This window comes from Brevibacillus sp. FIR094 (genome assembly GCF_050477165.1).
GTDB lineage: Bacteria > Bacillota > Bacilli > Brevibacillales > Brevibacillaceae > Brevibacillus.
Genome location: NZ_JBEAES010000009.1, coordinates 177,814 through 199,611, shown reverse-complemented (window position 1 = coordinate 199,611; position 21,798 = coordinate 177,814). Strand labels below are relative to the sequence as shown.

Here is a 21,798-nt window from a genome sequence, read left to right as displayed (position 1 = left end):
TTGCGGCAACCTGATATTGACCAATTTGGTTTGATCATCGATGCGATGCAAAAGCCGGTGTACCGCTATCACATGCTGGGACAACGACAGGAAGCCATCGTAGTAAAAGTGAAAGTGCAAAATGATGAGGGACTGTATATAGCTGGCAAGCTAATGGATGGAACTGAAGAAAAGGTCGTAAAGGTCTATCAAGAGGACAAAAATAGACTCATCGAAGTGGTTGCCATGAACCCTATTCTGACGAAGAAAGAATTGCTGGCGATTGCCGAGAATTTAAAGTAGATACACGTAGTTAAAAATGTAACATTTATCCAAATGTGCACGTATTTACAAGAGCAGCTCCTTATTGGAGTCTGCTCTTAATTTTTTTAGGGAAAAAGCATGAGTAAGGAGTGAAAAAGTTGGCTGATGTTACGCAAGAACAAAAAGGCTTACAGTGGCTTTTGCTGGGGGCATTTGGGATCGGCTTACTGTTTGACTGGATGTTTTACGGGAAAGGATTGGGTATCTCTTATCTATTGTTCGTAATCGGCTTGTACGGTCTTTTTATTTGGCAGGCTAGGAAGCGCATTCATATTCGCTTTTCACGAAAACATGTATTCGACTGGGTATGGACGCTTCCGATTTTTCTATTGGCCTTTACCTTTTTTCTATTTTCCAATCCGCATTTTCATTTGTTCAACTTGTTACTGATTCCGTTTTTATTCGTGATCCAAACGATCCTGATCACCAAGCGTCAACAAGCGAAATGGTACGAGGCAGGATTTTTCATGGAGATGATGGAGACATTGCTCCTTTACACCCCGAAGTATACGCGCTTGCCATTTAGGCTGACAAAGGAATGGATCAAGGGTAGGGTGAATCAGGAGAAGTATGGGGTGATGAAGAAAGTTTTCATAGGAATCGGCATCTCGGTGCCTCTACTGGTGATTGTACTCTCCTTGCTCTCGAATGCCGATAGTGTGTTTGGACATTTTCTGGGTCAAATACCGCGAAGGGTCATTGATGTCCATTCACTTGAAGCGATCTTTCGAATGATGCTAATCGTGATCATTACGATCCTTGTGTTTGCTTACATGTATTCTCTTTTCGGGAAACGAGAAGAAGTAGTGGAATTGCCCGTACCCGCAGATGACAATAAGATCGTCTGGGACGGGGTTATCCTTGTAACGATTCTGGCGATTATCAATATGGTGTACGCAGCGTTTACATACATTCAGATATCGTATTTGTTCAGCGGGGCGAAGCGAGTTTTACCAGATGAATTGACGTACGCCGAGTATGCTAGAAATGGCTTCAATGAGCTGGTGACCGTCACTGTTATTAATTTCTTGATTCTCCTCTGCACGATGCACTTTGCATCACGGGCAAAACAAATGCTCTACCGGATCATTCAAGTTCTGCTGAGTATGTTGACGATTTGCACGGGTTTCATGCTCGTATCCGCCTATTTTCGCCTCTCCTTGTATGAGGATGCTTACGGGTATACGCATACGCGGCTGTTAGCTCACGTTTTCATGATATTTCTGTTTGTGCTGTTTATCATTGCTCTCTTGAAAATTTGGCGCGATAGTTTCTCTCTGATCAAGTATTACGCGATTGTAACACTAGTGAGTTACGTCATTCTGAATTACACTAATATGGACGTCATCATTGCCAAAAACAATGTACAGCGCTATCATGCGACTGGACACATCGACATCGAGTATTTGAGCGAGCTATCTTATGACGCCATACCAGTGGTTATGGAGCTTGTGCGGGATAAAAAGGTAGAAGAGAGGTTTATGGAGATGCTACAGGAGCGGAAAGAGATTTTGAATGAGGACAATAGCTGGCAGTCCTTTAATCTCTCGGAGTATCGGGCAAAGGCTTATCTTCCATGAAAGTAGTGAGGGCGGAGACGAGGTGATCTATCGTCTCCGTTTTGTTTGGAACCAAAAGAGATAGAACAAGATTCCTCCTGATATGATGATGACAATAATTGTGGCTAAATAATTATTCCAATTGAGATTTGCTGAAGGGACAGGCAGTGTGCCAGACCCCAACACTTGTAAGTCTTTTCCTGCATCTGCTTTGAGGACTGTTCGTGTACAGATGTTGGTTTCTAGCTCGTTTAGCTCCCAATAAGACGCATAGACAAGATATTCTTGCCCCGGTTGAAAAGGAATGCCACATGCGCCACCAAGCCCATCGGTAAGAATCAAGACTTGTTGCTGAGCTATTCCTTTCCAAGTGGATTGTACCTCGAAAATAACCTCAAAACCTCCCCGAACTGGTTTATCCCAAAACGAAAGAAAACCAATCCAGTCTGTACGTTCATTCACCTGTAGCACCTTCCCTGTAAAAACAGCAGCAGATAAATCCTTTGCTGTTAAAGGGTCAGGAGGACTGGCACAACTACAGGCTAACGCAGGGGAAGGCTGGATGAAAAAGGTGAAAAGAATCACTATGGAGAAAAGAACTACTATGGTACGACGGTTTTGTTGAAGCATCATGACTGATCCACTCCTATTAACCATTAAGACGGGTGGAAAGGAGAAGTGTTCCAAAATGATGACGACGATTGTTTTGTGTATCCTGATGGGAATGATATTTTTCGCCTATCATACGACTTATGTCAAAGCAACGACAGTGAAGCTGACACTACCTGGTATATCTCCCCTTACTTTGATTCACCTGACTGATCTGCATGGACGAACACGCTTTTGGAATGGAGAGTTGCACAAACTGGTGAATGCTTATGATCCGGATATTGTGATAGTGACGGGGGATTTGACACAGCACAGCGGGCAGTTGACGCGTGTGTTGGATGAGCTAGCGAAAATAAAGAGCGAGGATGGGATATTCTTCGTTCCTGGCAATTACGAGAGAGAAACAGGGAGATTTCAAAAAAAGGTCTATTCCGATGCTATCTACGATTCCCAAAAAGAATCCTGGCAGCAGGTGATGACTGTGTTGGAAAACGATAGTGACGTGATCGAAAAGGATAGCAGTCGCATTTGGATATACGGCTTCGATAATTCGATTTACGGCAATGAACGACGTCCTAGGCAAGAGATCCAGCAGGCGAACTTGACGATATTTTTGGCCCACTCTCCTAATATAATCTCATTGATTCACAACGAGGGTTTGAAAGCTGACCTTCTCTTGACCGGACATACTCATGGGGGACAAGTTCGCTTGTTCAATCGGACTGTTGGTGCCTACAAGTATTTTCATGTCGGGCAAAAAGAGGATCAATCCGTTGGCGTATTTGGCATCAGTCGCGGACTTGGTACTTCCAAGTTGCCAATCCGGCTGAATTGCTTTCCAGAAATCACGGTATACGCGATCAATCAATCATGAACGCTCGTGTTCATCAATCGTTCCCCAATTCGTCACTGTTCGTTCACACGATCCCAGATTTTGGATTGATTTCATCGAGTAAGATGGAAGTGTAGAAAAAGAAGAAAGAAGGGGTCATTGTGAATAAGAAGTGGGGTCTGTTGGTTTCTTCAGTTGCATTGTCTGCAATGTTGATTACAGCATGCGGCGGAGGCAAGGATCAAGCTGCTAGCACGGATGCAGCGGCTCCTGCAGCGACTACTGGCACACAAGTAAATATCGAAGCTAGTAACTGGAAATTCAATCAAGAAACCTTTGAAGTAAAAGCTGGCGAAGAGTTCACGCTCAACTTCAAGTCGACAGAAGGCTTTCACGGTATTGGTATCCAAGGGCTGGATGTAGACCTCCAAAAAGATGGCAGCAAAACGATGAAAATCGATACAGCTGGTGAGTACACCATCTTTTGTAACGTGATCTGTGGACCGGATCATGGCAAAATGGTAGCAAAATTAGTCGTGAAATAATTCGATTCTCTTATTGGAATATAACAACAAACAAGCACTTTGGCCTGCATAGCGGGTCAAGGTGTTTTTTCATTTCAATGGCAGGGACATACTACATGGGCAGTCACTCACGAATAAGGGAGGGAACCACATGTCCAAGCACAACAACAAAGACAAACGCCCAACAGAAGCATCCGCCGGCTCACGCAGCACTCCACCGAAAACGGGAGAGAACACTGGTCATAATTTGCGGAAAGAAGATCGATCGTAACATAGAGGCTTAGCAGCAAGTAGGCAGAAGTCCTCCCATGACGGAGGGCTTTTTCGCATGTCATATACATGTTTTTCGCGATTTTTGCACATGGTAAGGAGGAAAAGTTTTCAAGTCGGTGATGCGATCCAAAAAGGAGATGAGTGACACTGGATAAGAAACACTACTACGTGACCTTACAAGCAGGAACGACAGTGGCAGAAATCCGCGATGAGAAAGGCTCCGCCACGTACGATTTTGAGATCGAAGCGACCGATGTTCAAGTGGGCATGATGCGAGACTTGTTCAATAACTGCGTCCATGGAGATTTCATGATGTGGATGCATGGACATACACTCTGGTCTGACATGCCGGATCGGGACAACGACGAATACGATGACAACCTGAGGGCCATCTACCAACTCATTTATCAGTATGGCACCGAAAAAACAAAAAGTGATCTCGAGCAAATGGGTCTTGTAAAGCTATTGGGGCTGGATAGAGAAGAGTTGTGCCCTTTTTAACGGATCAATCTAAGACGTTTTCTACCAGAAGGAGTGAATCGTATGAAGATGTGGAAGCAAGGAATGATGACAGCAGCGTTAGTAATGGGTCTCGTCATGCCAGGTGTTGCGTTGGCCCAAGATGTATCGTCAACAGTTGCTCAGGTGATCAAGCCGACTCACAGCCATGATGAGCATGGAGAGAAGCACATGAAGGTGCGACACAGCTCAAATAGAGGCGTTCATCAAAAAATGTACATGCTCTTGCTAGCGGAAAAATATGCACCAGATAGTGTGCAGAAATGGCAGGCAGCGTTTAAAGAACGCGATCGTTTAATGAGCGAGTTCGAAACACTTAGTGACGACCCGAAGTGGCAGGCGAAGCGTGAAGAACGCAAGCAACTGATCAACAAGCTGAATGAACAAGTGAAAAAGGGCGAAATAACCAACGAACAGATGGAAAAGCAGTTCAAAGAATGGAAAGACAAAAACATGGGACCAAAAGAAGAACGTGACGCTCGAAAAGCTCGGTTCGAGCAAATGAAAAAAACACACGAAGCTTTTGACTCGGCGATTGAATCTGGCGATACAGCCAAGATTAAGGAATCACTCCAGCAAATGCTGGAACAAATGCAAGCAAACAATTCTCGCATGGCGGAAAAGCTAGCCATGAAGAAAAAATAACGTTTCGAACAAAAAAAGGACGTGACCGACTTACTGGTACGCGTCCTTTTCCATATCGGTTACAAGCATAGCAGGGGTCCATTCATCCAGGAAGACCGCCTGTTCGGTTTGACAGGAGGAACACCAGCCCGTATGGACGCATTGGTGGCGCGTACGATCTACGTAACCGTTGTCCATCTTGGCATCGTCTATCTCCCTGTACGGGCTGTAGCTCCCATAAAAGTCATACAGACGTCCTGCATCTTGCAGAGCTTGACCGCACGTTGAACACGTTTGTTGGAGCGGTGTGAAGCCATTGCAAACTGGGCAGAGATGATTCAAAGCAATCGCCTCCTCGTTATTGCTTCTACTGTGCACGCCAACAAAAGCGGTTATGCAATGGAATGAAAAATCCCTGTCGCAGCCAACGGAGGCACAACAGGGACGAAACATTTTTACGATTTGAAGTTGTCCATGCTTGAAGAATGACCAGGCTGCAATTTGGCATCTGGATTAAAGTAAGAAACCGCGTTGTTTACAGCGGTAGGGGCCTCACCAAATCCGACAGCAATCAGCTTGACCTTACCAGGGTAGGTTGCGATATCGCCTGCTGCGAAAATGCCTGGAATGTTTGATTCCATGCGGGTATCGACCACGATGGAGCCTTTCTCGAGCTCTAGCCCCCAGTTCTTGATCGGACCGAGAGAGGAGATGAAGCCGAAGTTGACAATGACTGCGTCGACTTCCAGATCAATTTCTTCTTTTGTCGTGCAATGGGCCAGCGTGAGTTTTTCGATGCGCTCCTCGCCGTGCAATGCTGCAATTTCGTAAGGTGTCGTGACGTTTACTTTGGAGGACATGAGCATTTCTACGCTGTGTTCATGTGCGCGGAACTTGTCTCTGCGATGGATGAGGTATACTTCTTTTGCGATAGGTTCTAGCATGAGGGACCAGTCCAGAGCGGAATCACCGCCGCCAATAACAGCTACACGCTGTCCCTTGAAGGAGTTCAGATCGGTAACAAAATAGTGCAGATTGGATTTTTCATATTTGACGGCATCTGGGTGTTCCAGCCTGCGAGGTTCGAACGCTCCTACTCCAGCAGTAATGATTACGGATTTGGAGTAGTGAGTGCCTTTGTCCGTTGTGATTTCAAACACATCGTCTACTTTTTTTACGACATTTTCCACTTTCTCTTCCAGGCAAACAGTTTGCTGAAAGCGGGAAATCTGATCTTTCAGATTATTGATCAAGTCTTGTGCCAAAACCTTTGGAAATCCGGCTACATCATATATGTACTTCTCCGGATAAAGAGCGGATAATTGCCCACCTAGCTGGGGCATGCTCTCAATGATTTTTACACTGGCCTGCCTCATCCCGCCGTAAAATGCGGTAAATAATCCGGCAGGGCCGCCACCAATGATCGTAATGTCGTAGATTTGCTCGTCCTTTTGCAGAAAATTCAATCCAAAGCACCTCCGAATTAATCGTAAGCGAACTCCTCAACCATTATAACCCATACAAGTGGAAAAACAGGAGAGAAAATTCGAAAGATGATAGGCAAAAAACCCTTGCAAATCCAATTGGTAGCCGATAAGATGAGGATGACTGTAAAGAAATTGTCACATTTTTCTACGTCTGACTTTGTGCATTTTTTCACAGAGTGGTTCGGATGGCAGCACAGGGCAATAATTCCGATACTACAGGGATCATGAAATGGGGCATCTTAATATGTACCAGACCACGTGAAAAATCGCACAATCTTCCTAAAGTTACCATGAACAAATGACATCATACATGATTGGAAGGGATACTGATGGGTACACCCAAAATCCTGATTCTTGGCGCTGGATACGGTGGTTTGCTCACAACGTTGCAGCTACAGAAGAAGCTCAACTACAATGAGGCAGAAATCACCTTGGTCAACAAGCACAACTATCACTACATCACGACTTGGCTACATGAGCCTGCTGCAGGTACAGCACCAGCGGATCATGCTCGCGTCAGTCTGGATGGTATTTTAAACAAGGACAAAGTCAACTTTGTCAAAGGAACGGTGCAAGGCATTCAGCCAGAGGAGCAGACCGTGACGCTCGAAAATGGCGAGGTGCTGTCGTATGACTATCTCGTTATCGGATTGGGAAGCGAGCCAGAAACGTTCGGAATTGAGGGACTCAAGGAGCATGCGTTTAGCATTCGCAGCATCAATGCCGTCCGCAATATTCGCGAGCACATTGAATACATGTTCTCCAAATTTAAAAATGAGCCGGATCGTACGGACTACCTGACGTTTGTTGTAGGTGGAGCTGGCTTTACAGGCATTGAGTTTTGTGGAGAGCTCGGCGATCGTCTGCCAGAGCTGTGCCGAGAATTCGATGTCGATCCAGAACTGGTGAAAGTCTACTGCATTGAGGCAGCACCAACTGCATTGCCTGGCTTTGATCCAGAGCTGATCCAATACGCAATGGATGTATTGGAGAGAAAAGGCATCGAGTTCAAAATTGGAACACCGATCAAGCAGTGCACCCCGGATGGTGTGTTGTTGGCTACCGGAGAAGAAATCAAATCGAAGACGGTGGTTTGGGCAGCAGGTGTCCGAGGCAACAGCATCGTGGAAAAAGCAGGCTTCGAAGTCATGCGCGGTCGTGTCAAGGTAGATGAATACTTGCGTGCGCCTGGTCATGAGAATGTTTTTGTCGTAGGGGATTGTGCCTTGATCTTCAACGAAGAAGGACGTCCTTACCCGCCAACTGCGCAAATCGCGGTACAGGAAGGCGAGACGCTGGGTGAAAATCTGGCCGCTTTGATCCGTGGCGATCTGCCTCAAAAATTCAATCCGCACTTGCAAGGGACACTCGCTTCTCTTGGAAAAGGCGAGGGCATCGGGCAAGTTGGTTCGAAAAAGCTGTTCGGCAGCACAGCAGCCATGATGAAAAAAGCGAGCGACCTGCGCTACTTGTACAAAATTGGCGGCGTCGGTCTCGCACTGAAGAAAGTAAAGCTGTAAACAATGCGTCACGCGAGCATTCAAGTTCGTGGGCTCATGGACCGCGAAGAAATGGATCGGTACAATGCCTTGATGGAAGTGGGAGCTTTTCTGGAGGAACAGGGGCGACACGATTTGGCATGGCATGTACAGCGTGAAGTAGATATTCTCATCCTGCCTGCCATCGACCGGCTCAAGGAAAAGGGCCGCGAAAGGGATCGGGAAAATCTGCGATACATGATCGATAATGGGCTCCTTGATGACGAGGATGATTGATAGGTACCCCCGGCGAAGAAGAGCCGGGGGTTTCGTTTAGCTAGGACGTGGAAGGAGCGAGCTGAATGCGTGAGGGGAAGGTTTGGTTAGGCGCCTGCGGGATTGTCATTCGCGGGCAAGAAGCACTGGTTGTCAAAAAAACGTACAGCGGACTAAAAGGACAATGGTCATTTCCTGCGGGATTCGTACAGGAAGGTGAGACTGTAGATGAAGCAGCAGTGCGTGAGGTGCTGGAAGAAACGGGTGTCGAGGCAGTCGTGCGACAAGTAGCTGGGATCCGTTCAGGCGTCATACGGGAGTCCATTAGCGACAATATGGTTGTTTTTTGGATGGATTACATAGGGGGAGAATCGTGCCCGCAGGAAGGTGAGATCGCGGAGGCGAGATTTATGCCGATCCAGGAGCTTCTTCAAGACCCGCTGTCTTCGACTTATTTGAAAATCATATTGCCGGACTATATCAAACGGGAGCAAGGAATGACAGGTCAATCATTTGATATCGATCCCATTTTCCAATACACTTCCTATAAAATCTTTAAGTAATACTGCGAATAAGCTAGATAAACTGCAATGTTCCCGCTTACATTGCGGTTTTTTATGGTTTTTTCGCGATGAACTGTATTGTGAATCAAGGGGAAATTCTGATATAGTTAGATACATCTAAATAATCAGAAAATACATGCAATTAGTTTTCGCGCATGTATGCCGAAAGGGGAGCTCAACATGAGACAAAAACAAGAACAGTGCCCGTACTGCCATGGTCAAGGGTATTTCCAACTGCTCCTGGGGGGCTCGGAGAATTGCCCTAACTGTGACGGAGCTGGTACACAGGAAGCTCAGAAGGAAGCTGTTTCTACTCATCAATAACGATTAAGGAAACTCGCATAGAAACCGTCGAAGCGAATGCATCGGCGGTTTTTTCTGTCAGGCATGCAACACATACGATAGGCTTCTCTTATTGACCGATCCCTCGCCTTTTTGCTACACTTAATACCGAAAATAGCCCGTCTTTCCTGTATTTGCCGAAAAAGTGGCAAAAGGTGGAGAAGGTGGCAGGAGGTCTTTTTCGTCGATGAACTTGATGCAATTTATGGTATCCATTGTTCTGTTCTCCGTGCTAGGGTTTGGCATTGGGTTTATTTTAAACATGATTTTGAAAACAACATGGTTTCCAGTTGTGATCGGCGTGGGTATAGTCGTAGGTGCCCTTGTCTATCAACAAATCGTTCCGGGAATTTGGGATTCGCTCATTCTGGGCTGCGGAATGGCAGGTACAGTGGCGAGTGGCTGGACCATTCAAACGCTTCGCAAAAAAGGATATCGGATGTTTTAAAACAAGTATAAACAGGCCGTTGTTTCGGGCCTGTTTTTCTTTTGGCATTTTATTGGAAAAACGTGTAACTGACTGAATATTTCTGTAATCAACCAAAATTTGTGTATACTTTCCTCCTCGTCGGGACATGACTAGAAGCGAGAGGAGGTTTACCAAGAAATGAATGGAAAGCAGTTCGTAAGTATCGTCGCGCTGTTCATCCTGGTCTTGACGGCCTTCGCAAGCGATGGATACAGCTATAATGTTGTGGGAGACCACGGTGTCTCATCCACTTTTGGAATCAAGGAAATGAAAGAGGGGCAACATGTCGTCAAAAAACGGACGGTATCTGCCAGTTCTCTTACTCAAGTGATTGATAAAGCGGATGTATTTCACGATCAATATCCAAAAGTACGTGTAGTAGCGACCGGCTATTATGCTGGATACGAGTCGACGGGCAAAAATCCATCTCACCCGTCCTATGGCATTACATATTCAGGTGTAAAAGTACGTAGAGACGACTATTCCACGATTGCAGCTGATCTGCGCGTTTTCCCGCTGGGGACCATTTTGTACATCCCCGGTTATGGATATGGCGTTGTAGCTGACAAGGGTGGAGCGATTCGCGGCCATAAGATTGACCTGTATTTCGAGACCAAGCAGGACGTATTCTCGCAATGGGGGAAAAAATCGGTGGACGTGTATATCGTAAAAAAAGGCGAAGGCAAAGTAACAGAAGCTTTTCTGAATAGCTTGAATGAAAAAGGAATCGCAGCCATGGCGGAACCCGTCAGCGGCCAACAACAAACTGAATAGAAACTAACGAAAACGAATGGATGCCGCATCGGTGGCATGAAAGAAAAAAGAAAAAACGTTCAAGGCAAAGGCTTTGAACGTTTTTTTGTGTCATTCTGTATGAATCAAATCAACCAGCTTCTCCAGTCCTTCCAAAATGCGAGGAGAAGGGCGGCAATAAAGGCCTTCTTCCAACAAGTGGACCTGATTGTTTCGAATCGCAGTCATGTTCATCCACTCAGGGCGGTTTGTGATCATGTCAGGCTTGATTCGCTTCAGTTCAATTCCGCACCAGACGACACAAATATGATCGGGATTGCGTTCCATGACCAATTCCCGGGTAGCCTTGACGTTCGCGACAGGATAATCTGCAAAAATATTAGTGGCACCCGCAATCTCACTTACATCGGTCAACCAGTTTTCCTGACCAGGTGTGTAGATGGGATTCGGCCACCATTCCCAGTACAGCTTCGGGCGTTGAGCGTACTTCGCGGCCTTTTGTCGGATGCTTTCAATGGTTTCGTCAAATTGAACCGCAAGCTGCTCGGCTTGCCTCTGTGTTCCCGTCGCCTTACCGACGAGTCGGATATCATGTGCGATTTCTGCGATCCGGGAAGGATTCAGGACGATATGAGGAATGTCTCTATCGCGTAGAGCCTCAATATTTTTCTCCATGCCAGGAACAGAGAGTGACGCTACGACTAGATCCGGTTGGAGGGCAGCGACCAGGTCCATATCGATTGTCAAATCGGGTCCAACCCGGGGGAGATGCTGCCACTCCAGTGGCCAGTCAGAGTGATCATCCAATCCGACGACATGCTCATGAAGGCCTAAATAATACAGGATTTCGGTATTGCTGGGACAGATGGAAACAATGCGCATGGGAGCCCTCCTTTAAAAAAACGGATGGAGCAATAACGCAATCATGACGCCTAACCAACCGCCGATCAATACCTCGATCGGTTGATGACCGAGTAGTTCTTTCAGTTTTTTTGCTTTTTCCTGGCTAGGGCGTACTTTTAATGATTTCATTCCTTCTAACAGGTTGTTGAATTCATCGACCAGCTTATTTAAGACAACTGCTTGCATACCGGCATGGCGGCGGACACCTGCGGCATCAAACATCACGATTACGCCGAGAATAGCGGAAATAGCGAACATGTTGCTGCCGAAGCCTTCACGCAGTCCCACGGCTGTGGATAGCGCCGTCACCGCAGAAGAGTGGGAGCTTGGCATACCGCCTGTACTCATGAGCAGTGACCATTGCCACGATTTCGTTGCAAAAAAATGGAGGGGAATTTTGATAAATTGGGCGATCCCTATGGCTAGCAGTGCTGCCCATAAGGGGAAGTTTTCAAAAAAATCCGCCACGGAAAATCCATTCCTTTCTACTGTGCGCTTATCTCTAGGATTATTGTAACAGAAGGGCGTTGTCTTAATCCGTGAAGTTTTTGTTTGGATGTAAAGTCATTGCCAATCTGTGTTACCATGAAGACGGAAGGTTCGAAACGGAGGCATGCATCCATGGGGTATCCCGAGCAGTATTTGCAGTTCATTGAAAAATTCAATGATGGAGAATACTATGAATGCCACGATCTGTTGGAAGACATCTGGATGGAAGATAAGTCAGACAAGTTTTTGCAAGGATTGCTGCAATTGTCAGTCGGACTGTATCACCAAGAGTACGGCAATATAAAAGGTGCTCGCTGGATGTTAGGCAATGCACGAAAGTATTTGACCCGTTACCAGCCAGTTCATTGGGGACTGGACGTAACAAGAGTTCTTCGTTACATAGATGAATGCGAGAAATTGTTGCCGGAAAAGGATGTCATTTCTTACACAGAGGCAAAAGCCATGACGTTTCCACCTTTGCGCTTATATGTTGACACATCCTGTTAAACAAATGTGCCCATATAGTATCCTACCACACAGAAAGAGGGAAGAGTATATGAAAGTAGCAGTAGAAAAACGCGTACAGCTTGTGAATATTGCGTGTGATGAACTGATCGTTCCACTGTGGAAGGGTGAGGAGATTTCGCAGGTATATCCGGAATTGGACGAAGCTTTTGGAGGCAGTCTGAGTGGCTTGCAGCAGGACAAGGAAGTAACGGGTGAGGCGAAGGAAATTACGGTTGTCCACGGAATGAACAACGTAGCTGCGAAAAAACTGTTGATCGTCGGGATGGGTGAACCAGGGAAATTTGATTTCGTCGCAGCCCGAAATGCATGGGGACGTGCAGCAAAAACGGTTGTGGGAAAAGGCAACGGCAAAACAGTGGTTGTTGATTTGCCAACAACAGAGCATCTGAGTGCTGACCGTCTGGCGCAGGCAGTGACAGAAGCCTTTGGGCTTGCCGAATACAATTACGAGGGCTACCGACAAAAGGCAAAGCGAGAGTCTGACCCAATTGCGACGGTGCAAATTTTGTCAGCAGATGCCGATGCTTCATTGGTACAGGCAGGTGTTGCACGTGGTTCGGCGCTCGTATCCGGGACGAATCTGGCGCGCACGCTCGTCAATGAACCAGCTAACTACTTGACTCCACGCGCTTTGAAGAATGCGATGGTCGAGGTAGCAGAGCGCTATGGCATGACGGTGGAAGTAATGGAAAAAGCGAAGCTGGAAGAGCTGGGGATGGGCGGAGTGCTTTCTGTGGCACAAGGCAGCGAGCTTGAGCCTTACGTCGTGGCAGTCAAATATCAAGGAAGAGACACGTGGGACGATGTCATTGGCCTGATCGGTAAAGGTGTGACGTTTGATACAGGTGGGATCTCCATCAAGCCAGTAGCAGGCATGGAAGACATGAAGTCGGACATGGGTGGAGCGGCTTCGATGATCGGCGCATTGGAGGCACTGGGACAGATTAAACCACAAGTAAACGTACTGGCTGTCGTCGGTACCGTGGAAAATATGCCATCCGGTACGGCATTCCGTCCAGGGGATGTCATCACAACGATGAGCGGCAAAACGGTAGAGATCATTACGACAGACGCAGAAGGTCGCCTCGTATTGGCTGATTGCATCACCTATGCAAAAGAGCAAGGAGTGTCTTGCCTGGTGGATGCCGCTACCTTGACAGGTGGTATCGTGGTCGCGCTCGGTCATTTCTGCTCTGGCGCCATGACCAACGACAATGCACTGTTGGATGAGTTGATGAAAGCAGCAGACGTGGCAGGTGAGCGTTTGTGGCAGCTCCCTACTTTCGATGAGTACCGCAGCCTGAACAAGAGCCGTTTTGCCGATTTGAAAAACTCGGGTGGACGTTATGGACACGGCATCATCGGCGGTGTTTTCCTGCAAGAATTCGTTGGGGACACACCGTGGGTACATCTGGACATCGCGGGTACGGCGTACACAGCAAGTGCTGGCGACATGCAACCAGCTGGCGGTACCGGAGCGATGACGCGGACCATCGTTGAATTCGTTTCCAACCGTAGTAAATAAGAGGTAGTTCAATATCCAAATTTAAAATAAAAAGGAGTGTTTTTACATGGCACAAAATCCAAGCAACGAAGCACGTCGTCAACTGCTGGAGGATGCAAAAACGATCGCAGTAGTGGGTCTGTCCAATAAGCCGGACCGCACCAGCTACATGGTATCGCAAGCCATGCAGAACGTGGGCTACACGATCATCCCTGTCAATCCTGTCATCGCAGGTGAAACGGTTTTGGGTGAAAAAGTATTGGGGAGCCTGACTGAGATTGATCAGCCAGTAGACATCGTCAATGTGTTTCGCCGCAGTGAAGACATGATGCCTGTTGCAAAGGAAGCGTTGAAAATGCAGAACAAGCCAAAAGTGTTCTGGATGCAACAAGGCATTGCTAACGAAGAAGCAGCAAAATTGGTTGCAGATCAAGGCATCGAGGTTGTGCAGGACATGTGCATTAAGGTAGATCACGCCCTTTTGCGGGTTGGAAAATAAGAGACTGACAATCGAGGGAGTGGAAACAACATGTTTATCAACCCAGCGGCAGATACCAAGCGCGATCGCATTCCACCCAATCAAAAACAGACGACAGGCTTTCCTGTCCTGCACTATGGAGAGGTTCCCGAATATACAGATCTGTCGACGGAGTGGAGTTTTCGCCTTTTCGGTCTCGTCGAAGAAGAAGTGACGCTGACTTACGAAAAAATGATGGCTTTGCCAAAAGGCGGCACAACTAACGATATTCACTGCGTGACAGGCTGGAGCAAGCTGGACAATGAATGGGGAGGCATTCCGGTGGAGGAAGTTCTGAAGCTGGTGAAGGTGAAGCCGGAAGCGAAATACGTCATGCTGCACGCTGAGCACGGATGGACTGTGAACATTCCGCTTGTCGACTTCATGAAAAACGGCAATCTGTTCGCCACGAAGCATAACGGCGAAGATTTGACCCCTGAGCACGGATGGCCGCTGCGCTTTGTCATTCCGCATCTCTATTTCTGGAAAAGCGCCAAGTGGGTGCGAGGAATTGAGTTTATGGAGAAAGACAAGCAAGGGTTTTGGGAGAAGAACGGATATAATATGTATGGCGATCCTTGGAAAGAGCAGAGGTTTGCTTGGGATTGATTGGGAAAAGAGGCGGTGATTATCCGCCTCTTAATTCGTTTCAAATGAAATAATTTTGCATGCTACTCTTCTACCACGACCACCGCAGGCTTCACCATATGTATCTACTACGATTCTGGAGAATACAGTTTGCATAATTACTTTCTTGTGCTCAAACTCAAGAGGTGGCCAGTTTTCCTTTATGCTCTTCTCTTCGGGAGTTTCTTCCGAATCTCTTCGCGGGAGGCATGGGCGTGCTGGTAGAGGAAGTGCGGAAGAAAGGTATCTATATTGGCATCCTACCAAACGAAATATGCTACATCAGTGAAGCAAAAACAATGCCAAAGGCCACAATCGGCAAAGCTACAAAGAGTGAAGCTCCTCTTGCAGCTTGCCAGGCATTCTTGGATGCCAATGGCATCGTTATTTAACATAAGGGGAAAAAAGAGATCCATTATGTAGGATCTCTTTTAAAATATTTGCATCTTAGCTACTTTCGAAACACATTTTTCATACGTTCTTTTAGAGACTCTAATGCAGTTGGAAATGAATCGATTGGACGATTCTTTATTAGTGGTATACCTAGAACTGTAGGATATGACTGAAAAGCTCTAACTTTACGCCCTCTTGCCGTAGGGGATATGCTAACTACTTCCTCATTCAATGATCGGGGACTTAAAGTCTCTTCCATTTGACGATGTATCTTTTTTATGTAGTGGTATAAGTACTCAGCGTGTTTATAAACTTCATCGTATTTAGGTATTTTACCTTTGTGAATTACGTCATTTCTAAATTCGATCCACTTTCTGGGTAAAGCTTCAGGTGTTTCTGCGAAATTGTACAAATATAGGAAATAGTATGCTCCAAGCTGACGTTCTGATTGACTTGACACTAGCTTCCAAGTTTCATTGGAATTATCTAAACCAATTTTCTCAGGAAGCAAATAAGTTTTAATACAATATTCGTAGAAGCGTTCCACCGATGTTGCGAAACTTGATACAGCTTCTCTAGGATACCCATCAATTAAGGCCATTGCTCCTAATTCGAACAGGATTTCAAAGTGGGGATGCAAAAGCTGAAGCGTATTTGTGTGATTGTTTCGGCAAGTGAATTCGTAAACCCCATTTTCATGAAATTCAAATTCAATTGTTTCATCTGGAAATCCGTCTAGAGCGCAAACATAGCATATGGATGGAAATTTCAATTTGCTTAGCCCCCATCACTAAGAATTAGAATTCATTAATGTTGAAAGGATAATTAAAGAAGAAGTCACAAAAGTTCGCCAAAACAATTATACCATGAGCAATTGGACAGGGGGAACGGAAGATGAACCACGAGCAAAAGAGGTACAGATAGATACAGACAGTATGACAATCACAGTTCCAGCTGGGAAAAATTTAGCAATTATCCTGGTAAACCCAAAACAAGGTAAAGCAAAGATATTTGGTAGAATATGGTGAAACCATGGTAAAATCAAGTCATGGAAATATTTCCAAAGTTGATTATCTTGAAAGTGAGCTGTTTTAAGTGCGAGAAGAGGATAAAATTGCTAATTCAAAACTGAATGAAATCCTTATTGAGTTCCTGAATAGCGTTACCACACTTAAATCATATGCGTCTGAGATAGAAATAGTATTAATGGAAAAAGCCTTTAAAGCATTTGAAGGTTCTGGTGATGAACTAGGAACGCTAGCATTATTTTTACATTATCAGAATCCTCAATTGTACCCTCTTCCATCAGAAAAAATTGAGGACTTTCAAAAAAAGCATGGGGAAGTACCGAGAAATTTAACGGAGTTTATGGAAAAGTTTAAAGATGAGTTTATAAAAATATTTTCCGATAATAATAGTGTATTAGCCTTTGCCCAACTTTCAGCAACAGGAGAGAAACTACCGCTTTTGTACCAAAGTTCACTCATCAGCTTAATTGTGAGTTTTGAGTTATTAATAGCAAGAATAATTGATAGTATAATTTCAAAATTTCCTCAGTCGATTGGATTACATAAAAAACAGCTATCATTGGAAACCATACGATCTATTGGAAATTTGAATGATGTCGAACGTTTTTTGGTTGAAAGTGAAGTACAACAGCTTATGTTTGGTGGTTATAAAGAATGGTTGAAATTTTTTAAAGATATTATAAAAATACCCACAAAAAGATTAGACCTTCTCGAGGCAAACATAAACGAAATTTTCTCACGTAGAAATCTATTAGTCCATAGTGGTGGAATTGTGAACTCAGTGTACTTATCACGAGTCGACGAAGATTTAACTAATGACCTCAAAGTAGGAGATAAGTTAGATGTTTCAAAAGAATATTTGAATACCGCTTTAGAATTATTTGAAAAATATGGGGTGCTATTAGTCTTCGAAACATGGAAGAAGCTAGACAAGAGCGCAGTCGATAGAAGCTTCTTTTTAGATTATTATTGCTCCATGTTGTTTGACGCAGAAAGATGGGAGTTTGCATCAGAAATTTCACTTTTCAGAATGGAAGATAATCAAAACGCTAGAGAGCGGTTAATAGGAAAGATAAATTACTGGATGTGCCAAAAATGGTTGGGAAACATTGAAAAAGTACGAAAAGAAATAACTACAGAGGACTTTTCAGCAAATACAAGAGATTTTCAATTATGTAAACTAGCTTTACTAGATCAAAAAGACGAGTTCTTCAAACTGTTAGAGAAAGCATATCCATCGGAAATCAGGGAACACGATTTACTAAATTGGCCTATTTTTAAGGAACTTAGAAATACTCCAGAATTTGAAGAGTTTATCAAGAAAAATTTCGCAGTCGATAAATAGAAATAGCCTGATACCGAGAAATGGGAGGGCGTCAGATTCACACCTACTACTGGTGTGTTCTGGCGTTCTTTTTATTTTGTCTGGAGAGGAGAATAAACCGTGGCTAGAATCTATGAAATCGTGCATGAGAAGCAGAAGTGTCGTAAGGAACCGATAAGTTTCGCAAAGCATTTGGTAAGGGCAAAAGCCCGATGCCAGAAGCCAGTACCTGCAATGTCGGCTGAAGTAATGACGATCGAAGAGATAAAACGTTTGATGGGCGATACAGGAAGACGACCCGGGAACAAGCGAGGAATTAAACGGCGGGCCGCTTATGAACGGGAGAAGCTGATGGACCCGGTGCGGATGCAAGCATTCGTGTCCCGGAGTACAGCTGGGAGCCCGTGCAATCTGACCCAATGGCAGAGGTTTCAATTGGAAGATGCTCTATCCAGTCTTACAGAGCGTGAGCGAGAGTGCTATGTCCTTACACATGGCGAGGGATTCTCTTTTGATGAGACGGCTCGCTTGTAAAAGTAGCGTGCAGACACTCGTTACTCGAGCACAGACAAAAATATGGGAGCGTGTATTGAATAGCCTTTTTCTAGTTGGGGAGGTTTTTTAAGTTAACAAATTTGGAAATGAATGTTTGGGAATCCTGAAATCAAGGAAAATAAACATTAAGAATGGGGGATGAGAATTCATGGATGAACTAAAATCTATGGTGCTGGAATCAGCAGCTTATCAACAAAAACAACGGGCCCAATATACACCCAGATTCTTTATGGAGAGATTTGGGGAATTAATTAAGAAACAAGATATTCAGGAGTATGTTGAAAATGCATTTTTGTTTTCTTGTGAGATCGCTGAAAGCTTAGTAACTGATATAGAAATAAATAAGAATATTCATAACAAATGCCTAAAAGGATGTAGCCATTGCTGTACGCAGCCAATTCAAATCCTTGAAGCAGAGAGAATCGTAATAATCAACAAAATTAATCGGGATTTTAGCCCAGAAGATAAAAGAAAGATCAAACATGCGATCAAACAGTTCCAAAAAGATTTAAGATCGAAAGTCGGAGCTGTTAAACATACAAGTAAATTCAGACAAGATTATCTCAAGCAAGGATTATATTGTCCATTCCTGGGTGAAGACGGTGCTTGTAGTATTTATAATTCGAGACCGATAAATTGCCGAACCTATTATGAATATATAAGTCCAGAGAGTTGCGAAAGACAGGATTATTCCGATACCTCAATCGCTTTTGAAGATGCACAGTTCACGATCTACTTTATGTTAAAGAATGCATTAATCGCTTACGCAGAATACCATGGCATTGACTACATTTTTCTTTGGGACAGATACGTAAATAAAAATAATATTGAGTTACTCCCGTTTTCTGTGAATACAAACGACTTTTAATAATCATAATATATTTTCTCATACGAAAGCCAGCTATATGTGAAAGGGCCTTGTATGAACCCCTCTAACCGCCCGATTTCCCGGGCGGACTCTTTTCATAGACAAACATTTTTGACTGTAGCAAAATAGTGATAAGGAGGGGGAATAAGGTGAATAGTTTTGTGCATAAAGTGCAAACCTTCAATGATTTCTTAGCAATTGAGATAAATGGAGCTAGCGAAGCATTAAGCAATGCTCATAAATGGAATCGAATTTTGGTAATTACAAACATTGTAATAACGTCTTCAATACCAGCGGTTCTAGGTCTGGATTTGTTTGGGGTTGGAAAAGAAATATCAATTGTGATTGGTCTTTTAGCCGCGGTCATCGGTGGATTAATCCAATTTTTTAATTATCCTGCTCAAATTGCATTTTTATCAGAGATCTTTCATGAATTTTTAATTCTTGAAAAGGAAACTAATTTTTATTTAAACGGAGTGTCACTTGGGGGAGACGAGGAAGAAAAGCTAAATGAGTTGCAAAAACGTTTTCTGGAAATAAAAAGAAGACATGCGGATAATGTTAAGGGCTTCAAAAAAATGAGCGATCAGAAGAAAATAGAAACGAACCCGACAGAAAATTATGAACTGTGACCTTAAATGTAGACAGTTTTAAAAAAGCGAGTCCTCCTTCGGAGCAATCCGGGGAGGGCTATTTTGTTTGTAACACTTCTGATATAAAAAATATACGAGAAAAGGGACGGTAATTCCCAAGCGCTTTGGAGATGTCTTGTTTCGTGGAAAATGTAATCATTTGTGAAACGCTTTACAAGTTATTTCCGTCAATTATAAGAGGAGGTGTAATTTGGAAAATATAACTAAATTAGAACTTTATATGAACAACACAATTCGACAACTTTCCTTGAAAAAACGTGTTAACTTACTAAAGTAAGCTATATTTTACTAATAAATCCAGATTATAATTTCCAATTGACTAAGAGACATTGAACTTTCTTATGCTGAAAGCAGAGACAGATTTTTTGAACAAAACCTTAGCACCTGCCGGTCATCCGTTGTATTAACATTAGAAAGCATCAAGGAAAGGGAGAGTGTTGATTATGAATAAGAAAAACATCACAGTTTTGGGCGCAATATTGGCGCTAACTACAATTGCTTCACCTACTGTATTTACTAAAAATCATGCAGCAAACACAGATTCACCTCCTAATTATCCAATCAACGAACAAGGACAAACTTATGGAAGCGATCCTTTAACAATAGAACCATCACAAAAACCAGACTTGCTTAAGGCAACGGGCGAAAATGGGGTTGAAGGATATGTAAAAACTTCCGATCTAAGGCCACCGGTTTCTTCACCAGAAGAGGCAATTGCTTTTCAAAAAATTACAGAAGCTACTGGTTACAGATCGATCCCACTGTATGAAACAGATGGAAAAACTGTAATAGGCGAATTTAGATTGCATTTTTCAAAATAGGGATTAATGAAATTAAATATAATCCAATATTCAATTATGATTGAGGAGGAAACGTACATTGAACACAACGAAACAGGTGACAAGACAAATTGGTAAAATGGTAAAGGTATGCGCTTTATCTGTGACTCTGATGTCAACATTTTTTATGCCAACAGCATCTGCTGCTGATGGCGACTTTGTTGAGTCTAGCCCTTATAAGACTCCGAAAATCTACGGTCATACCTATTCTTTTTATTCTGGGATACTTAGAGGAGATTCTAGTAAACTAACCATTAGAGCATATTCTAAAGTCTTAGCAGATACAACTGTTCCAACAGGATCTATGGGCCAACAAGCAGTTCTGCATGATTCTACTGGGAGATTAGTAACCGCAAGTGATATGAAATATAACGATGAAAGCCTTAAGGGTTTTTATGTGTATTCTCCTTACTTATACGATTCGACAGGAAAGTATTATGCTCGAAGTATAGCAGAATTCTATAATGGAAGTGGATACAATACTTATAATGGAAATAAATCTCCAATTATGACACTTAACCTCAATACTATGAGTCTTTCGGAAGATAAGGATATAGAGGAAATTATTCTCAAGGAGGAATACGATGTAAACAATAATGGGGAAACTTATGGTTCTTTATTATCAGAATACACAATAGGTGAAGCACCGGATTTAATTTCCGCAGTTGGCACTAACGGAGAAGAAGGATATGTTAGAGCAGAGGATCTAACACCAGAGGTTTCCTCGATTGAAGAGGCACTTGAGCAAGAGATCGAAAATGGTGAAGTTCGCACTATTCCCCTCTATGACGTAGATGGCGAGACTGTAATTGGTGAATTTGAGTTGGAAACAGAATTTGAATATATCACCGATACTGAATAGTAGAAATGCCCTCCAGACAATGGAGGGCATTTCTGATTGTTCAATTATCAAGTGAGATAAGAATTACCCTCTCTGTTTTGAGGAGACGGGTTTTCTT

29 protein-coding genes are annotated in these 21,798 nt (G+C 43.9%); 23 read left to right on the top strand and 6 right to left on the bottom strand.

Features of this window, described 5'->3' with window-relative positions; translation table 11 throughout:
• Positions 1-282 (top strand): hypothetical protein, encoded by a 282-nt coding sequence (locus ACQ5DJ_RS10390; protein ID WP_429842401.1) that lies wholly within the window; start codon positions 1-3, stop codon positions 280-282.
• A gap of 119 nt (positions 283-401) precedes the next feature.
• Complete coding sequence (locus ACQ5DJ_RS10385; protein ID WP_429842400.1) at positions 402-1,883, top strand: DUF4153 domain-containing protein; 1,482 nt, start codon at positions 402-404, stop codon at positions 1,881-1,883.
• A 27-nt stretch (positions 1,884-1,910) separates the two neighbouring features.
• Here ACQ5DJ_RS10385 and ACQ5DJ_RS10380 read toward each other — a convergent pair whose 3' ends face one another.
• Entirely contained in the window at positions 1,911-2,495 is a 585-nt protein-coding gene (locus ACQ5DJ_RS10380; protein WP_429842399.1) for a hypothetical protein, read from the bottom strand.
• A 55-nt stretch (positions 2,496-2,550) separates the two neighbouring features.
• On the opposite strand from ACQ5DJ_RS10380, the gene ACQ5DJ_RS10375 reads away from it, so the two are divergent.
• The 4 genes from ACQ5DJ_RS10375 (at position 2,551) to ACQ5DJ_RS10360 (ending at position 5,264) form a co-directional block, all read left to right on the top strand.
• Complete coding sequence (locus ACQ5DJ_RS10375; RefSeq protein WP_429842398.1) at positions 2,551-3,345, top strand: metallophosphoesterase; 795 nt, start codon at positions 2,551-2,553, stop codon at positions 3,343-3,345.
• Positions 3,346-3,464: 119 nt separating this feature from the next.
• Positions 3,465-3,848: a cupredoxin domain-containing protein gene (locus ACQ5DJ_RS10370; RefSeq protein WP_007716755.1), complete on the top strand. Its 384-nt coding sequence runs from the start codon at positions 3,465-3,467 to the stop codon at positions 3,846-3,848.
• A gap of 393 nt (positions 3,849-4,241) precedes the next feature.
• On the top strand, positions 4,242-4,601 hold the full coding sequence (locus ACQ5DJ_RS10365) for a hypothetical protein (RefSeq protein WP_429842397.1): 360 nt from the start codon (positions 4,242-4,244) through the stop codon (positions 4,599-4,601).
• Positions 4,602-4,643: 42 nt separating this feature from the next.
• Positions 4,644-5,264: a hypothetical protein gene (locus ACQ5DJ_RS10360; protein ID WP_429842396.1), complete on the top strand. Its 621-nt coding sequence runs from the start codon at positions 4,644-4,646 to the stop codon at positions 5,262-5,264.
• Between the two features lie 30 nt (positions 5,265-5,294).
• On the opposite strand, the gene ACQ5DJ_RS10355 is transcribed toward ACQ5DJ_RS10360, so the two are convergent.
• On the bottom strand, positions 5,295-5,585 hold the full coding sequence (locus ACQ5DJ_RS10355; RefSeq protein WP_429842395.1) for a hypothetical protein: 291 nt from the start codon (positions 5,583-5,585) through the stop codon (positions 5,295-5,297).
• Between the two features lie 113 nt (positions 5,586-5,698).
• Positions 5,699-6,709, bottom strand: a complete 1,011-nt coding sequence (locus ACQ5DJ_RS10350; RefSeq protein WP_429842394.1) for an NAD(P)/FAD-dependent oxidoreductase — start codon at positions 6,707-6,709, stop codon at positions 5,699-5,701.
• Positions 6,710-7,059: 350 nt separating this feature from the next.
• Here ACQ5DJ_RS10350 and ACQ5DJ_RS10345 point away from each other — a divergent pair, with 350 nt between their 5' ends.
• From ACQ5DJ_RS10345 to ACQ5DJ_RS10320, 6 genes are all read left to right on the top strand, one after another.
• Positions 7,060-8,250, top strand: a complete 1,191-nt coding sequence (locus ACQ5DJ_RS10345; protein ID WP_429842393.1) for an NAD(P)/FAD-dependent oxidoreductase — start codon at positions 7,060-7,062, stop codon at positions 8,248-8,250.
• A 3-nt stretch (positions 8,251-8,253) separates the two neighbouring features.
• Entirely contained in the window at positions 8,254-8,505 is a 252-nt protein-coding gene (locus tag ACQ5DJ_RS10340) for a hypothetical protein (protein ID WP_429842392.1), read from the top strand.
• Between the two features lie 65 nt (positions 8,506-8,570).
• The gene (locus ACQ5DJ_RS10335; protein WP_429842391.1) at positions 8,571-9,047 is read left to right on the top strand and encodes an NUDIX domain-containing protein; all 477 of its coding nucleotides are present in this window, start codon (positions 8,571-8,573) and stop codon (positions 9,045-9,047) included.
• Between the two features lie 159 nt (positions 9,048-9,206).
• Positions 9,207-9,371 carry a YuiA family protein gene (locus tag ACQ5DJ_RS10330; RefSeq protein WP_429842390.1) on the top strand — a complete coding sequence of 55 codons (165 nt, stop codon included), beginning with the start codon at positions 9,207-9,209 and terminating at the stop codon, positions 9,369-9,371.
• A 205-nt stretch (positions 9,372-9,576) separates the two neighbouring features.
• Positions 9,577-9,837 carry a YuiB family protein gene (locus ACQ5DJ_RS10325; RefSeq protein ID WP_429842389.1) on the top strand — a complete coding sequence of 87 codons (261 nt, stop codon included), beginning with the start codon at positions 9,577-9,579 and terminating at the stop codon, positions 9,835-9,837.
• A 159-nt stretch (positions 9,838-9,996) separates the two neighbouring features.
• The gene (locus ACQ5DJ_RS10320) at positions 9,997-10,632 is read left to right on the top strand and encodes a 3D domain-containing protein (RefSeq protein ID WP_017251330.1); all 636 of its coding nucleotides are present in this window, start codon (positions 9,997-9,999) and stop codon (positions 10,630-10,632) included.
• Between the two features lie 90 nt (positions 10,633-10,722).
• Here ACQ5DJ_RS10320 and ACQ5DJ_RS10315 read toward each other — a convergent pair whose 3' ends face one another.
• Positions 10,723-11,493, bottom strand: a complete 771-nt coding sequence (locus ACQ5DJ_RS10315) for a cobalamin-binding protein (protein ID WP_429842388.1) — start codon at positions 11,491-11,493, stop codon at positions 10,723-10,725.
• 12 nt (positions 11,494-11,505) lie between these two features.
• The gene (locus ACQ5DJ_RS10310; RefSeq protein ID WP_429842387.1) at positions 11,506-11,982 is read right to left on the bottom strand and encodes a divergent PAP2 family protein; all 477 of its coding nucleotides are present in this window, start codon (positions 11,980-11,982) and stop codon (positions 11,506-11,508) included.
• Positions 11,983-12,135: 153 nt separating this feature from the next.
• On the opposite strand from ACQ5DJ_RS10310, the gene ACQ5DJ_RS10305 reads away from it, so the two are divergent.
• The 5 genes from ACQ5DJ_RS10305 (at position 12,136) to ACQ5DJ_RS10285 (ending at position 15,571) form a co-directional block, all read left to right on the top strand.
• Positions 12,136-12,510 carry a DUF309 domain-containing protein gene (locus ACQ5DJ_RS10305; protein ID WP_017251328.1) on the top strand — a complete coding sequence of 125 codons (375 nt, stop codon included), beginning with the start codon at positions 12,136-12,138 and terminating at the stop codon, positions 12,508-12,510.
• Positions 12,511-12,559: 49 nt separating this feature from the next.
• On the top strand, positions 12,560-14,056 hold the full coding sequence (locus ACQ5DJ_RS10300; protein WP_429842386.1) for a leucyl aminopeptidase: 1,497 nt from the start codon (positions 12,560-12,562) through the stop codon (positions 14,054-14,056).
• A 46-nt stretch (positions 14,057-14,102) separates the two neighbouring features.
• Positions 14,103-14,534: a CoA-binding protein gene (locus ACQ5DJ_RS10295; RefSeq protein WP_429842385.1), complete on the top strand. Its 432-nt coding sequence runs from the start codon at positions 14,103-14,105 to the stop codon at positions 14,532-14,534.
• A gap of 30 nt (positions 14,535-14,564) precedes the next feature.
• Complete coding sequence (locus ACQ5DJ_RS10290) at positions 14,565-15,161, top strand: sulfite oxidase-like oxidoreductase (RefSeq protein ID WP_429842384.1); 597 nt, start codon at positions 14,565-14,567, stop codon at positions 15,159-15,161.
• Between the two features lie 233 nt (positions 15,162-15,394).
• Positions 15,395-15,571 carry a hypothetical protein gene (locus ACQ5DJ_RS10285; RefSeq protein WP_429842383.1) on the top strand — a complete coding sequence of 59 codons (177 nt, stop codon included), beginning with the start codon at positions 15,395-15,397 and terminating at the stop codon, positions 15,569-15,571.
• A 59-nt stretch (positions 15,572-15,630) separates the two neighbouring features.
• On the opposite strand, the gene ACQ5DJ_RS10280 is transcribed toward ACQ5DJ_RS10285, so the two are convergent.
• Positions 15,631-16,344 carry a hypothetical protein gene (locus ACQ5DJ_RS10280; protein ID WP_429842382.1) on the bottom strand — a complete coding sequence of 238 codons (714 nt, stop codon included), beginning with the start codon at positions 16,342-16,344 and terminating at the stop codon, positions 15,631-15,633.
• A 323-nt stretch (positions 16,345-16,667) separates the two neighbouring features.
• Here ACQ5DJ_RS10280 and ACQ5DJ_RS10275 point away from each other — a divergent pair, with 323 nt between their 5' ends.
• From ACQ5DJ_RS10275 to ACQ5DJ_RS10250, 6 genes are all read left to right on the top strand, one after another.
• Positions 16,668-17,945, top strand: a complete 1,278-nt coding sequence (locus ACQ5DJ_RS10275; protein WP_429842381.1) for a hypothetical protein — start codon at positions 16,668-16,670, stop codon at positions 17,943-17,945.
• A gap of 99 nt (positions 17,946-18,044) precedes the next feature.
• Positions 18,045-18,458, top strand: a complete 414-nt coding sequence (locus ACQ5DJ_RS10270) for a sigma factor-like helix-turn-helix DNA-binding protein (protein WP_429842380.1) — start codon at positions 18,045-18,047, stop codon at positions 18,456-18,458.
• Positions 18,459-18,627: 169 nt separating this feature from the next.
• Positions 18,628-19,347, top strand: a complete 720-nt coding sequence (locus tag ACQ5DJ_RS10265) for a YkgJ family cysteine cluster protein (RefSeq protein WP_429842379.1) — start codon at positions 18,628-18,630, stop codon at positions 19,345-19,347.
• A 149-nt stretch (positions 19,348-19,496) separates the two neighbouring features.
• Positions 19,497-19,979: a hypothetical protein gene (locus ACQ5DJ_RS10260; RefSeq protein ID WP_429842378.1), complete on the top strand. Its 483-nt coding sequence runs from the start codon at positions 19,497-19,499 to the stop codon at positions 19,977-19,979.
• 464 nt (positions 19,980-20,443) lie between these two features.
• The gene (locus ACQ5DJ_RS10255) at positions 20,444-20,821 is read left to right on the top strand and encodes a hypothetical protein (RefSeq protein ID WP_429842377.1); all 378 of its coding nucleotides are present in this window, start codon (positions 20,444-20,446) and stop codon (positions 20,819-20,821) included.
• Between the two features lie 58 nt (positions 20,822-20,879).
• Positions 20,880-21,701: a peptidase gene (locus tag ACQ5DJ_RS10250; RefSeq protein ID WP_429842376.1), complete on the top strand. Its 822-nt coding sequence runs from the start codon at positions 20,880-20,882 to the stop codon at positions 21,699-21,701.
• Positions 21,702-21,798: the final 97 nt, after the last annotated feature.

Coding starts and splice junctions, on each gene's coding strand:
- ACQ5DJ_RS10290 (WP_429842384.1), top strand. CDS start 14,565: ATGTTTATCAACCCAGCGGCAGATACCAAGCGCGATCGCATTCCACCC.
- ACQ5DJ_RS10315 (WP_429842388.1), bottom strand. CDS start 11,493: ATGCGCATTGTTTCCATCTGTCCCAGCAATACCGAAATCCTGTATTAT.
- ACQ5DJ_RS10300 (WP_429842386.1), top strand. CDS start 12,560: ATGAAAGTAGCAGTAGAAAAACGCGTACAGCTTGTGAATATTGCGTGT.
- ACQ5DJ_RS10335 (WP_429842391.1), top strand. CDS start 8,571: ATGCGTGAGGGGAAGGTTTGGTTAGGCGCCTGCGGGATTGTCATTCGC.
- ACQ5DJ_RS10345 (WP_429842393.1), top strand. CDS start 7,060: ATGGGTACACCCAAAATCCTGATTCTTGGCGCTGGATACGGTGGTTTG.
- ACQ5DJ_RS10330 (WP_429842390.1), top strand. CDS start 9,207: ATGCCGAAAGGGGAGCTCAACATGAGACAAAAACAAGAACAGTGCCCG.
- ACQ5DJ_RS10295 (WP_429842385.1), top strand. CDS start 14,103: ATGGCACAAAATCCAAGCAACGAAGCACGTCGTCAACTGCTGGAGGAT.
- ACQ5DJ_RS10305 (WP_017251328.1), top strand. CDS start 12,136: ATGGGGTATCCCGAGCAGTATTTGCAGTTCATTGAAAAATTCAATGAT.
- ACQ5DJ_RS10380 (WP_429842399.1), bottom strand. CDS start 2,495: ATGATGCTTCAACAAAACCGTCGTACCATAGTAGTTCTTTTCTCCATA.
- ACQ5DJ_RS10325 (WP_429842389.1), top strand. CDS start 9,577: ATGAACTTGATGCAATTTATGGTATCCATTGTTCTGTTCTCCGTGCTA.
- ACQ5DJ_RS10320 (WP_017251330.1), top strand. CDS start 9,997: ATGAATGGAAAGCAGTTCGTAAGTATCGTCGCGCTGTTCATCCTGGTC.
- ACQ5DJ_RS10255 (WP_429842377.1), top strand. CDS start 20,444: ATGAATAAGAAAAACATCACAGTTTTGGGCGCAATATTGGCGCTAACT.
- ACQ5DJ_RS10265 (WP_429842379.1), top strand. CDS start 18,628: ATGGATGAACTAAAATCTATGGTGCTGGAATCAGCAGCTTATCAACAA.
- ACQ5DJ_RS10375 (WP_429842398.1), top strand. CDS start 2,551: ATGATGACGACGATTGTTTTGTGTATCCTGATGGGAATGATATTTTTC.
- ACQ5DJ_RS10340 (WP_429842392.1), top strand. CDS start 8,254: ATGCGTCACGCGAGCATTCAAGTTCGTGGGCTCATGGACCGCGAAGAA.
- ACQ5DJ_RS10360 (WP_429842396.1), top strand. CDS start 4,644: ATGAAGATGTGGAAGCAAGGAATGATGACAGCAGCGTTAGTAATGGGT.